Here is a 12,892-nt window from a genome sequence, read left to right as displayed (position 1 = left end):
AAAGTAGAAAATTTTCACCTTGGGCAATTGTTATTTGAAATTATTTTTTTAGCTATTAGTTTACTGAATCCATGCCATCTTTGAATTTGGCGATCGCCCGTCTGTTAAACACTGGCACTGATAACTTCGCCATTTGGGTGGTCAAGGCTCCCTATCCGAGTGGCTACGTTTTACATGACTCTGTATGGCCTGTTGAACTAACCCAAGTCTGGCAAGAATGGCAGCAGATGTTTGCCGGCCATAGTCGCCTAGATATTTCCTCAAAGTCAACATCTCAAAAGGCCAACCCATTGCCCATAGATTGGATTTCATCCCCTTCAGGTCAAACCACTGGCCCCTACAGCAGTCGTCTGATGCAATACTTGGGAATGAGTTTATGGCGCTGGGTATTCGACGGGCAAATTCTTGGTAGTCTGGAACGCAGTCGCGGTATTGCTATGGGTCAGCATACACGTTTGCGCTTTCGACTAGAAATTCGCGACCCGGATTTGATCGCTTTCCCTTGGGAAATTATGCAGCGCGAGCCTGGTCAATCGGCTATGTCTCTCTCCCAAGATTTGTTATTTAGTCGCACCAGCAGTGAAGTTGACGCCTTGCCGTATTTGCGAACTGACCAGGCTTTAAGTATCCTGCTGGTTTTAGGTCATGATGAGAAGCTGCAACTAGAACAAGAAGCTGCTATCTTACAGCAAGCTCTTGCAGATACGCCGGTCGGTGGTAATTCCCAAAGATATGCACCTTGTGTAGTGAATCAACTCCTACAACCAACTCCCCAGGAGTTGATTGAAGAATTAGAAAGCACAGCATACAATGTTTTCTTTTACGCTGGACATGGTTTGCCAGACCCAGACGGGGGGTTACTGTTTTTGCGACCAGACATGCCCCTCAATGGCATAGAATTGGCGCAAGTATTGACCCGTACAGGTGTGAAACTAGCGGTTTTCAACGCCTGTTGGGGCGCACAACCAGCTGCTATCAATCATCAAGCTATCCCTGCCAGCAGTTTAGCAGAAGTACTGATTCGTCATGGTGTGCCTGCGGTTTTGGGGATGCGCGATGAAATCGCAGACCATGAAAGCCACAGTTTTATTCAAGCCTTTACCGAAGCTTTGCGATCGCACAAGCCAATTGATGAAGCCGTAGCCCTGGCTAGGCAAGAGTTATTAACACTGTATAAATTTAATCAACCTGCTTGGACTTTGCCCGTTCTCTACCTGCATCCAGATTTTAATGGCGAACTGATTAAAAATCTGGATGAAGGTATTACAGAACTACCAGACACAGCCATTCCTGATGTCGGTTCCCCGCTTCCGACTGCAAGTTTGCGATCGCTCACCCCAAAAGGTAAAACCTGGTTGTTGCGTTATGGAGTCACTCGCATCGGGCGCACGAAAGACAATGATATTGTCATCCCCGAACCATCTGTATCCAAACGCCACGCCGAAATCTTCTGCCGGAATACTCTTACAGATGCTACATTGGTGCGAACTTACTACTTGCAAGATTTTTCCACCTACGGGACAACCTGGTTTTTAGGGCCTAATGGTTGGCAACAAATCCTCCGAGAGGAAGTCCCCTTGAAATCTGGAATGCAGTTAAAGTTTGGAAGTGCTAGAGGGGAAACCTGGGAGTTTATTATTGAAGACTCCTAGCAGAGCTATTGCAGAAATAGATTTGAGTCTCTAGCATCAGCTTTTAAAATCTGTTTTTACTGGAGAAAAAATCAACTATTTTTGCGGAAATCTCTTCTTAGGAAGTGTAGCTGTCAATACCACCTAATAATCGTCAGGTAAGAAGAAATGGCTAACAATAATAACGGCTCAGACACTTTTTCCTCTTTGCCATCTCAAGTAGATTTAGAATTATTAGAAGCGTTACTCGAACCAGAGGATGCTACCTATCCCTGGAATCCAGGCGATCGCGAGTCTGAAGCTTATTTTCAAGAATTAGAAGAACAGTTCGGAATGCAAGATTTGCTTGACGAAGAAGTGATGAGGCGATCGCAAGATTTTTACGGCAATCTAGATACACTTTGGTCTGGTATTACTTCTACACCAAATTCTCATAACAACCCACAACAGGCATTAGTGGTTAATCTTCAAGAAACATTATGTAATACTTTTGCCGCCTGTGTCCCTCAAACATTACTCAAGAGCATCGCCACCAAAGCTGCTGAAATTCTTGCTGCCCAGCAATCAATTGGCGAACAACTGGTTGAGTGTGTTCAGACAGTACTACCAAATTGGGGAACAGAGGATCTTTTAGTTTTGGCTCGTCCTTTTGCTTACGCTATGCGAAGTAGCGAATCTCAAAATGCAGCATCTGCAATTAGTAATCTTCAAAATAGAGACTGGACAGCTTTATCAGAAGTAGAGAAAGCAAAGGTTAGTTTAGCGATCGCTTCCTATGCTTTCAATCAACTCAATAAATCTCAGTCTGAACTATAACTTGAGTTAAATATCTCTCTTCTCTACACAAAATTTCAGGTGCAGGCAGATTTATCTGCTAATACCGATTGTCCTGCAATTTTAAGCATTCACTAACTCTTAGTTTTTTATATAGTGAGCCTAATTTAACCTTACAATAACTTGATTCTCAAATTAGGCCATCTATCGCAAGATATAAATATTCAAAGGTCAACGCTCAAGAGTTCTTTTATATCCTCTTCTCTCCATGCTCTCCTATACCGACAGTTCGTGTAGCGTCTAAGTTAAGATGCCTGCGGCAAGCCGCAAAGGCTACGCCTAGAAAGAACCCCGTAGAGGTACGGAGAACCCACAGGGTAGCCGCCGCTTCCACTTCTCTTTACTCCCCCTGCCGCATCCCTTATTTTGGGCCAAGAAATCGAGTAGCAAAATTTTGCGATCGCGTCGGTGACAGCGCCCGTGCCTTGAGAATTGCCGCCATCAAAAAGGCGTAAGATAACACCCCAACAACTACCAACAGCAAGGCATTGATCGATCCTGTAGCATTCCACAAAGCATGGAGCGCAGCGGCACTAAGATAACCAATAGAGAGAATTTGCCAACTTCTACTGGGTTTGAGAACAGCCAACCCGATAAAATAACCGAGGTAGCCACTATAAGCCATGTGTCCGGCTACAGAGCCTAAAATTCGCGGAATTAGTAGTTGCAACCCCGCCAGTTGTCCAGCAGCGCCTATACCCACCTGTTGCGTAACATTTTGAGTAATATCTGGCACATATTGTCCGAGAGTTTCCAAGAGAGTGAAGCCCACAGCAGAAGCTGTTCCCAGGAGAATACCATCTAGAGGTTCCCAGACACCTATGCGTTCGCGCCAAGGTGAAGACAACATTCTACCGATGGCAAAGGCCCCCAGTACAGGCAATGCCTTGAGTAATTCCTCCATCAAGCCAGCGCCAAAAAACATCCGCACCAGTAACTCTGTGAAGGTGATAGATTCTTGGGATGAGGGCAAGTTTCCCGGCAGGATGCCACGAAACACGAAGATAAATAAATCCAACAGCGGACTAAGCAAAATCAGCATCGTACCCAATGCCGCACCCATTAGCACCCACCAAGGCTTCTGTTTACCGCAAAGTTGGTAAACAAAATAGTAGGCAGCAAAGGCGATGTAAGTTGCGACGATCACTTGATTAGCTTGGGGCTGACCGACTGTAGCAAACATTAATACGACAAAGATGACGGTCAGTATTCCCGGTACGAGGTAAGCTTTACGAGTTAAATCTTTACCAGTAGAAATAATGGGAAAAAGCTGGGTGAAGCTAACAGAATCTGGCTGCTTTAATTGCGTGTGGTTGTGGTAGTTTGTCGCCGAAGGCAATGGTGTGACTTGGTTAACTGTCGTGGCTGGCGTGAGTGAGGTAAACTCGTACTCAAAAACGTATTGTGGGCCATCCGCACCTAGAGAAATGCGATCGCCTGGGTGCAATTCCTGACATTCATACAAGCGTTCTCCATTCAAATAAGTGCCATTAGCACTATTCAAATCACAAAGCACCCAGCTGAATTTGCTATCTGGGGATAGAGAGAGGGGACGAACCACGGCATGACGACGAGATACCATTCGGTACATCATGGCATCCAAGACAACTTGGCAGCTGGGGTCGCGTCCAATTACCATCTCTTTGCTGGGGGGCAGGGAGTAGCGATCCGATCCAATAGCTGCCCCATTACCAGACACTAGCCGCAGAAATGCATTTTGTCTTGCGTTTTTGCCTGTCATCGATAAGAAGTGCGTTTCTAAACTAATTCTTCACATAATTTGGCAGCAGGACTAACCTTAGCCACATTAACAGCAGCATTGCTAAATCCACTATAGCTTCACTTCCTCCTAAGAAATTTAAAATTTCAGATGCAAAATTTCAAATTGTTTCACCTAATGTAAATAAGTATTCCATCTGCTGAGAGTTTGTCCTAAATCAGGCTTGTTAGGCGGATGAATCACATTGTATGGATGGCGTACTCTTGACATCCTAGCTGCAAATTAAACCCACGGCAATTTATCAAAAAATAGTAGTTTTTACTGCATATAGTTCCATCAAAAAACTATATGATTTTCAGTTGTCTGTTGTTTTTCCCACTGATAATTAACTAAGTCCCTTCGGTGCAGGGAGTAGGAAGTGGTGAAAGAAACTGCCCCGAAGATTCAACCAAAAGATTTCCCGGATTTTGCCTCAAACAACTGTAGCCAGTTCTGGGTGTTCAATCTTAGTTCCAAGGACTGTGAGGAATTCTGCCAGCCAACGGGGGTGAGCCGGCCAAGCGGGTGCTGTCACCAAGTTACCATCAACTATTGCCTCATCAACAGGGATATCGACATAAATCCCTCCAGCACTCTTCACATCTGGGCTACAAGCAGGGTAACCAGTACATCTTTTGCCTTGCAGGACATCAGCAGTCGCCAGTAACTGCAAGCCGTGGCAGATGGCTGCAATCGGTTTATTCGTTTGGGCAAAGTGGCGGGTAATTTCTAGCACCTGCTGATTCAGGCGGATATATTCCGGTGCCCGTCCTCCAGGAATGACTAAGGCATCATAGGTTGCGGCTTCTACTTCTGCAAACGTAGCGTTTAAAGTGAAATTGTGACCCGGTTTTTCGCTGTAAGTCTGGTCTCCTTCAAAGTCGTGAACTGCTGTCCGTACCTTGTCGCCAGCTTTTTTGTCTGGGCAAACTGCATGGACAGTGTGTCCCACCATTTGCAACGCTTGGAAAGGAACCATTACTTCATAGTCTTCTACATAGTCCCCAATAAGCATCAAAAGTTTCTTAGCAGCCATATTTTTGTTACCCTCACTTATTAGTCAATAGTCAATAGTTATTTATAAACTAAATATTAATTTAGAGTCAGCTACGTTAGGCGTTACCTTATGTGCTAATTTTTGATACATTACATCACTAACTGTGCTGTAATGTATCATTTGAGGGGGGCAAGTTAATAAAGTGTAATGCAGCTTACAGATTTTTTCTGTTAATGACTATTGCTTAATTAAAGCAGATGAAATTCTGCCATTGCTCTGGGAAAATTTTTATTTTCATGTCCTGGGTGGCTGAGTTTAATCAAGGCAAAACGCTGTAATGGTGTTAAAGCTGCCCAATCTGGCTGTGTCAAGGTTACACCTATTTCTTGAGCTTTTTCCTGGATGCTGGCTGGTACAGTGGCAGAGTCTAGCCATGCAGGATGAGGCTCGATGGGTAATTTTGTAGCTGGGATACCCGTGCGTTGTATAATTAAATGCTCGATATGCTTGCGGTAAGACTGAATTTCCGTTTCTGTAGTGCAAGGTAATTCGACTAAAGCTTGACGCTCATCTGTAGTCATTTGATTCCAATCAGACAATTTTAGCTTGATGCCACAGGTATCTAATTTGCAGCGTACCTGCATGGGAATGCAACGCAGGGAATCAACAAAATCTGCTTCAAATTGAAAGAAATCTGTCACGTCGCTTCGCTCCGAATTAAAAATTAAAAATTAAAAATTTATACTGTTGCTCAATAAACCTAAAATTGCTGTGCCCCTAAGAGTGGTGTGTATTCCATGCAATTGAGAACCGCTATATAGCAATCCTAGATGAGTTGTGAAAATCTCCTATTCCTCTCTCTGGCTTCTCTGCGCCTCTGCGGTTAATTTATTTTTACAAATCATTTAGGACTGCGATAGTTTGTTAGGCATTTTATTTAACTTGCATCTTTGGAATTACTGAGACGAATTATTAAATAGCTAATTGATAAGGCAAGAATAGCTATACCTAGACCAATTATATCAATACCTGGAACTTTTTCTAAGTCAAGAATAATAATTTTTCTGGCAACAGCTATTAGAGAAGTGACAATAACTAATTCAACCTGAAAAACATGTCGTCGGAGATAGGCGGTAATATTTTCTAAGATTTCTAAAGCGATTAAAATGTTTAAAAATAAACCGAAAATCTTATATAAGGTTGTGTTAAATGTGCCATAAGGGACTGTAAATAATTCTTTAAAAATAAATACTCCTAAATCTGCGATCGCTACCAAAATCACAATTACCATAAAAATAGATAGAGTTTTGGAAACTAGCACCTCTATATTTTCAATGATGTGCATGAAGTTCGCATCGCTGGTAGTTCCTAGAATTCGCCTCACTAGCTTTCTCATATGCTGCACCCAATTCTAAAATAAAACAAAATCCCATAGATAAATCTAGAGGATTAATAAAAGATGACTTGCTGATACTTGGGAAGTTTTCTATCTGTTTCTTTATTCTTTATCCCTATCTAAAATCGATTTTATAAAACCTCTAACTATTAGAGATTTAACCTCTTTACATATCGTAATTGGTAATAGTCAAAAGTAGAGAGTCATAAAAAATGATAATAACTATTGACTATTGATGATTGACTAAATTACCTATTACTGATTATAAATTACCACCTTAGAGCTATACTTTGCAGCTTACCATTGTAAAGACTGGAGTTGATGATTTTTGGTTGTAACTTCCGCAGAAATTGGTATCAGCTGGACTGCACAGGCTTTTAATTCTGGTTGTAGCGAATCGGGGCAAGATTCTGGATGGGTGAGGGCATTAGCTTCGGCATCGTCTGCCCACAGCGAACCCCAGTGCATGGGCACAAAGACTGTACCAGGTGCGATCGCTTTTGTCACTTTTGCCGGAAACTTAGCTTTACCCCGCCGCGATCGCACTTCCAGGCACTGGTTATCTACAATACCTAACTTGGCAGCATCGCGGGGATGAATTTCGATAAACGGTTCGGGATGCATTTTGCAAATTTTTTCAATCCGCCCGGTGCGTGTCTGCGTATGCCAGTGTCCGTAAAGTCGTCCAGTAGTTAGCACAAAAGGATAATCTGGGTCTGGTGGTTCTGCCAATCCCTTTGAGTAATATGCCCCAAATCGAGCGCGTCCATCTGAGGTGGGGAAGCGCAAGTTAGTGTATAACCGTTTCCCAGAGCGGACAGATACTTCTCCCCCGGCTTCCCCTGCTCCTCTACTCCCCCTGCTCTCTTCAGGATGGGGCCATTGAGTCGGGCCTTCTGCTTGTAATTGCGCGTGACTTATACCCGTCATATCGCAGAGGCGAGTTTTAGTTAGTTTGACAAACTCAGCATAAACTTCGGCAGAGTTAGCAAAGTTAAACTCTTTCTCAAAACCTAATCTACGTCCAACTTCGGCGAAAATTTCCCAATCGGCTTTAGCTTCTCTTGGCGGTTGGCGGAATGCTTGACACAGAGTTACCATCCGTTCGGAGTTTGTCATCACACCAGTTTTTTCACCCCACTGGGCTGCTGGTAGCAGCACGTGAGCATAAGCAGAGGTTTCTGTAGGATAATATGCGTCTTGGTAAATAGTGAAAGGCGATCGCAATAATGCCTTTTTTGTCCGCTCCAAATCTGGCATACTCACAGCTGGGTTGGTAGCCGCAATCCACAGTAACTCTACAGCGCCATTTTCCAAACCAGTAATCATGTCCCACGCAGTCAAACCGGGATTTGGCGAAATCTGTCCCGGCTTAAGTCCCCAAAATTCCTCAACTTCTGCTCGGTGCTGGGGATTTTTCACCACCCGATAACCCGGTAATAAATGCGCCAAACCTCCGGCTTCCCTTCCTCCCATTGCGTTCGGTTGACCTGTGAGCGAAAAAGGGCCAGCCCCAGGTTTGCCAATCTGTCCAGTCATCAAGTGCAGGTTAATGATAGTTCTTACCTTAGCCGTCCCTTCTGAGGATTGATTTACACCCATTGACCACAAAGAAAGTACCCGCTCAGATTTACCCCAATAGCGAGCTGCTGTTTCTAAATCTTCAATGCTGATTCCACATTGACGAGCCACAACTTCTGGCGGATAATGCCGAATCACTTCCGCATAAGCCGGAAAGTTGATCGTGCAGTCATCCATGAACATGGTATCAATGTAGTTCCAGCGCATCAACAAGTGAGCGATGCCGTTTAACAAGTCGATATCTGTACCGGGACGAATCGCTAAATGCAAGTCAGCAGCTTCTGCGGTTGGTGTGCGCCGGGGATCGACCACAATCATTTTGACTTTGCGGTTCTTTTTGTGATACTTTTCTAGTCGGTTAAAAACGATGGGGTGACATTCTGCTGTATTAGTGCCAATTAAAAATGCACAATCAGTTAATTCCAGGTCTTCGTAACAGCAGGGCGGGCCATCTGAGCCAAAGCTTTGAATGTAGCCAGCCACAGCACTAGACATACATAAGCGAGAGTTGGCATCAAAATTATTAGTACCCAGACAGCCTTTCATCAGTTTCTGGGCTATGTAGTAATCCTCAGTTTGAAACTGGCCGGAACCATACATACATAAGGCTTCTGACCCTTGGGTAAATCGGATAGTTTGAATGCGCTGCGTAATGATATTAAAAGCTTCATCCCAACTAACGCGGCGAAACTCTTCATCTAAGGAGTCTCGCACCATTGGGTAATGTAATCTATTTTTATCTAAAGATTCTGCGATCGTTGCGCCTTTGACGCAAACCATTCCCTGGCTGGATGGATGGGCTTTATCACCGCGCACCCGCCAAGTTGGAGTTCCTTGGCTATCTCGATTAGTTGCTTTGCCAAGTTGGGCTGGGGGTGAAACTTCTAGTCCACAGCCAACACCACAATAAGGACAAAGGGTTTTGGTAAATTCATTCATGGCAGTTGTACCATTTTGTTATTTTGATTTTGCAACCTCAGATGTAGCGGCAGGTTGAGAAATTTGTGTGTAATGCAAAAATTGCTAAAAAGCTTAATTTATCGAACCGCAGAGACGCAGAGAGCGCAGAGAGAAGAAAAAGAGATTTTCATGAATTAAGACTGGTGGAGAAGGATGAAGTTTAAAGTTTCCTAATTTATATTTGATGGTGATTTTTTTACTTCATCCTTCTGTTGATTATTCTTCAGTTAAAAGAATAGACTTTTTAGTTGCTGTTTCTGGTAATTCACTTTCATAGGCGGCGGCAAAGGAACCTTTTGGTTCTTTGAGGAAGAAGGCGCACATGAAAGCACAGATTAAAGCGGCTATACCCATTGTGGAAAAAAGTGTTGGAGCGTCGGTTAAGCTAAAAATTGTCAGGTAAACTACGCCGCCAAAATTACCGTAAGCTCCCACATTTCCAGCTATTTGTCCAGTGGCTTCTTTCTTAATTAGGGGGACGATGCTATAGGTTGCACCGCAGCCAGCTTGGGCAAAGTAGGCGGCAAACATTGTAACTGCGATCGCTAGCGGAATTGGCCAGTTACCATTAATAAAATGTGCAATCAAATAACTAACTCCAATGCCAGCACTAATAATTGTCATTGTCCATTTTCGGGAGCTAAATTTATCAGAAATTAAGCCACCACTAGGACGAGAAACCAAATTTAAGAATGGATAGGTTGCAGCAATCATTCCAGCTACAACATGCTCTAAAGCAAAGGTTTTTTCAAAGAATGCCGGGAGCATGGAAACAACTGCTAGTTCGCTGCCAAAGCTAGTTATGTAAGTGAATTCGAGTAAAGCTACTTGACCAAATTGAAAGCGCTCAGATGGAGCATAAGTTTTTTTACCAGTTAGAAGTTCTCGGTTTACCTGCCAAGCTTTGTAACTTTGGTAAGCAAACAATCCTGCTAGTAGGAACCAAGTTAGATACATTTGGCTCAAAGTTAGGAAGTGAATGTTTTTTTGTTCTAAGCGCCAAGCTAATAAGCCCAAGGCGAAAATCAAACCAAAATTTGAGACAATCATCGCCCAGAAGCTTTTAATGCTAGTCACTTCCAGAGAACCATTCTTCTTCGGTTTCTTGTAGACTTTGCCTGTGGGTGTATCTTGGACGTTGTTGTAATAAATAACGCCGTAGATGGCTGTAACGATCCCTGTAAGTGCGATCGCAAATCGCCAGTTAGAAGCACCACCAGCGAAAAAGCTAGTAGAAACTGCAAGTATCGGCAAGGCAAACTCTGCACCAAAAGCCCCAAAGTTACCCCAACCGCCATAAATGCCTTGGGCAATTCCCATCTCTTTCGGTTGGAACCATTCCGCCACCATGCGGATACCCACGACAAACCCAGACCCGACAATTCCCATCAGCAGACGACTGATGACTAGTTGATTAAAGTCTTGCGCTAGCGCCGTTGCTAAACAAGGAACTACCGCAAACATCAGCAGCATTGAGTAGGTAATTCTGGGGCCAAAACGATCCAGAAGCATCCCAATAATTAACCGTGCAGGAATTGTGAGGGCGAGGTTACAGATACCCAAAGTTTTGATTTGCTCTGGTGCTAAATGTAGTTCTCTGCCAATGGTTGTAGCGAAGGGGGCAAAGTTAAACCAACAGACAAAGGTGAGAAAGAAAGCAAACCAAGTTTGATGTAAGATGCGGTAGCGATCGCTAAATGAAAATAAGTTTTTAAGCATTCCAATCTTTCTAATTGAATAAAATACGGTGAAGATGCAATACGGTTCGGTTAACGTGTTTATTCCTCGGAGATCCCCCCAACCCCCCTTAAAAAGGGGGGCTTTTTTTTCTAATTACCCCCTTTTTAAGGGGGTCGCCACAGGCGGGGGGATCTTATTGAGGGGAAGTTGAGCCTTTAAGGTTGAAGTATGAGTTTTACCCAATGCTGAATACCCCCGATAAGTACTAGCAGTTACCAACTAGTAAGGCTTCTTGCTTGAGTTTCGCCCCGAAGTTTTTAATCAGTAAATCTTGTAATACTGGCTGCAAGTCTTCGCATGGTATGCCTTTGATGACGCAAGTTCCTAAATGAGCATCTTTGCCGACTTTGCCGCCCATATATATGTCAACGCCTTCCAAGGTTTTGCCATTTTTGCGAGTTTTAGTTCCCATCAAGCCGATGTCTGCAACTTGGGGCTGTCCGCAAGAGTTGGGGCAACCTGTCCAGTGAATTCGGACTGGATTGGTGAAGGTTAAGTCTTCTTCTAAGGCTTTAATCATTGCCAAGGCGCGGTTTTTGGTTTCGATCAGGGCAAAGTTGCAAAATTGTGCGCCTGTGCAGGATACTAGCGATCGCGTCAGCAAACCTGGATCGATAGAAAACCTTTCTAGGATAGGCTCTGTTAAAAATGTTGCTAAACGCGAGTCAGAAATGTTGGGGATAACGATGTTTTGCTCAACTGTGAAGCGGATTTCGCCACTGCCGTAAACTTCCGCCAGACGAGCGATTTCAAACATATCTTCGGCATACAGCCGCCCGACGGGAATGTTTAAACCTGCGTAATTTAAGCCTGGTTGTTTTTGTTTATATACCCCGATGTGGTCGCGCTTTTCCCAGTCGATTTCGTCTTTTGCGGCTGCGGGTAATAATGATTTACCCAAACGGTTTTCTACTTCTGCGCGAAACTTTTCTACACCCCATTCATCAATTAGCCACATCAGGCGGGATTTTTGCCGATTAGCACGCGGGCCGCGATCGCGAAAGACTTCCAAAATCGCTCTAGATACAGCTACTACATCTTCGGGAAGTACCCAAGCATTTAGAGGAATCGCCGCCTCACAACGTTTAGCTGAGAAAAAGCCACCGACTAAAACGTTAAACCCGAAAATTTTGTCGTGGGAATGGGCAGAGGGGCAGAGGGGCAAAGGCGCAGAGGGGAAATTTTGCTCCTCTGCTCCTCTGCTCCCCTGCTCCTCTGCTTCTTTAAATGCGGGAACAAAAGCTAAATCGTTAATTTCAGCATGAACTGAATTGTCTCGTCCACCTGCGATCGCAATGTTAAACTTCCGTGGTAGGTTGCTAAACTCTGGGTTACCTTCTCCTTTGTTGGTGAGCATATCTTGAATTTGCTGTACCAACTCTCGCGTGTCATACAACTCATCTGCATCCAACCCCGCCACAGGATCGCCTGTGATGTTGCGGACGTTATCCATCCCTGACTGAACGCTGGTTAAACCAACTGCGTGAAATCTATTAAAGATATCTGGTAAATCTTCAATCCCGATCCCCCGTAATTGGATATTCTGTCTCGTAGTAATATCAGCGCAGCCATCATCACCGTAACGCTGCACCACTTGGGCTAAAACACGCATCTGATTGCTGTTGAGAATACCGTTAGGCATCCGCAACCGCATCATAAACTTACCTGGGGTGACTGGGCGAAAAAACACACCCACCCACTTGAGTCGATGATCGCGATCGATCTCGTCCATTGCTTCCCAACCCAAGGCGGCAATTTTCTCGATCTCATCCCTGATAGCGAGTCCATCTTTTTGCGCCTTGAATTTCTCGAACTTATTGAGGTTGGTAGTGGTAGTTGCTGTGTCTGTCATGAGGCTGACTCTCGTTTAAATTAGTGAGTATGGTGATAATTGCCCAATGTCAATCAACCCGTAGTTCCATGAGGTGTTGTATCTACGAGGATTCTGACTTTTCACGGCATCTAGAAAACCTCACTTCTATTTCTCTCTCCTA

Annotated in this window: 9 protein-coding genes; 2 read left to right on the top strand and 7 right to left on the bottom strand. The window is 44.1% G+C overall.

All coding sequences use genetic code 11. The features are described 5' to 3' along the window. Positions 1-71: 71 nt before the first annotated feature. Together V7L01_RS29920 and V7L01_RS29915 are read left to right on the top strand one after the other, a co-directional pair. Positions 72-1,652, top strand: coding sequence for a CHAT domain-containing protein (locus V7L01_RS29920; protein ID WP_335041383.1), 1,581 nt, complete (start codon positions 72-74; stop codon positions 1,650-1,652). Between the two features lie 147 nt (positions 1,653-1,799). Then, on the top strand, positions 1,800-2,447 hold the full coding sequence (locus V7L01_RS29915; protein WP_335041382.1) for a hypothetical protein: 648 nt from the start codon (positions 1,800-1,802) through the stop codon (positions 2,445-2,447). Between the two features lie 379 nt (positions 2,448-2,826). Here V7L01_RS29915 and V7L01_RS29910 read toward each other — a convergent pair whose 3' ends face one another. The 7 genes from V7L01_RS29910 to V7L01_RS29880 form a co-directional block, all read right to left on the bottom strand. Further along, positions 2,827-4,206, bottom strand: coding sequence for a PrsW family glutamic-type intramembrane protease (locus V7L01_RS29910; RefSeq protein WP_335041381.1), 1,380 nt, complete (start codon positions 4,204-4,206; stop codon positions 2,827-2,829). A gap of 451 nt (positions 4,207-4,657) precedes the next feature. Then, positions 4,658-5,260: a DJ-1/PfpI family protein gene (locus tag V7L01_RS29905; RefSeq protein WP_335041380.1), complete on the bottom strand. Its 603-nt coding sequence runs from the start codon at positions 5,258-5,260 to the stop codon at positions 4,658-4,660. 209 nt (positions 5,261-5,469) lie between these two features. After that, a complete protein-coding gene (locus tag V7L01_RS29900) occupies positions 5,470-5,922 on the bottom strand; it encodes a nitrate reductase associated protein (RefSeq protein ID WP_335041379.1) in 453 nt (150 codons plus the stop codon). A gap of 236 nt (positions 5,923-6,158) precedes the next feature. Continuing rightward, the gene (locus V7L01_RS29895) at positions 6,159-6,617 is read right to left on the bottom strand and encodes a phosphate-starvation-inducible PsiE family protein (protein ID WP_335041378.1); all 459 of its coding nucleotides are present in this window, start codon (positions 6,615-6,617) and stop codon (positions 6,159-6,161) included. Positions 6,618-6,914: 297 nt separating this feature from the next. Further along, a complete protein-coding gene (locus V7L01_RS29890) occupies positions 6,915-9,137 on the bottom strand; it encodes a molybdopterin oxidoreductase family protein (protein ID WP_335041377.1) in 2,223 nt (740 codons plus the stop codon). Positions 9,138-9,374: 237 nt separating this feature from the next. Continuing rightward, positions 9,375-10,877, bottom strand: coding sequence for a NarK family nitrate/nitrite MFS transporter (locus tag V7L01_RS29885; protein WP_335041376.1), 1,503 nt, complete (start codon positions 10,875-10,877; stop codon positions 9,375-9,377). A gap of 226 nt (positions 10,878-11,103) precedes the next feature. Beyond that, positions 11,104-12,750, bottom strand: coding sequence for a ferredoxin--nitrite reductase (locus V7L01_RS29880; RefSeq protein WP_335041375.1), 1,647 nt, complete (start codon positions 12,748-12,750; stop codon positions 11,104-11,106). Between the last annotated feature and the right edge of the window lie 142 nt (positions 12,751-12,892).

Origin of the sequence: Nostoc sp. (genome assembly GCF_036917095.1) — a bacterium.
In the GTDB taxonomy this organism is placed as follows: Bacteria; Cyanobacteriota; Cyanobacteriia; order Cyanobacteriales; family Nostocaceae; genus Nostoc.
Note: the sequence above shows the minus strand (reverse complement) of the source record. Positions and strands in the feature narration are given on the sequence as shown.

Bases quoted from the DNA above. Each gene is read 5' to 3' on its own strand.
- V7L01_RS29890 (WP_335041377.1), bottom strand. From the start codon at position 9,137: ATGAATGAATTTACCAAAACCCTTTGTCCTTATTGTGGTGTTGGCTGT.
- V7L01_RS29910 (WP_335041381.1), bottom strand. From the start codon at position 4,206: ATGACAGGCAAAAACGCAAGACAAAATGCATTTCTGCGGCTAGTGTCT.
- V7L01_RS29880 (WP_335041375.1), bottom strand. From the start codon at position 12,750: ATGACAGACACAGCAACTACCACTACCAACCTCAATAAGTTCGAGAAA.
- V7L01_RS29915 (WP_335041382.1), top strand. From the start codon at position 1,800: ATGGCTAACAATAATAACGGCTCAGACACTTTTTCCTCTTTGCCATCT.
- V7L01_RS29895 (WP_335041378.1), bottom strand. From the start codon at position 6,617: ATGAGAAAGCTAGTGAGGCGAATTCTAGGAACTACCAGCGATGCGAAC.
- V7L01_RS29905 (WP_335041380.1), bottom strand. From the start codon at position 5,260: ATGGCTGCTAAGAAACTTTTGATGCTTATTGGGGACTATGTAGAAGAC.
- V7L01_RS29885 (WP_335041376.1), bottom strand. From the start codon at position 10,877: ATGCTTAAAAACTTATTTTCATTTAGCGATCGCTACCGCATCTTACAT.
- V7L01_RS29920 (WP_335041383.1), top strand. From the start codon at position 72: ATGCCATCTTTGAATTTGGCGATCGCCCGTCTGTTAAACACTGGCACT.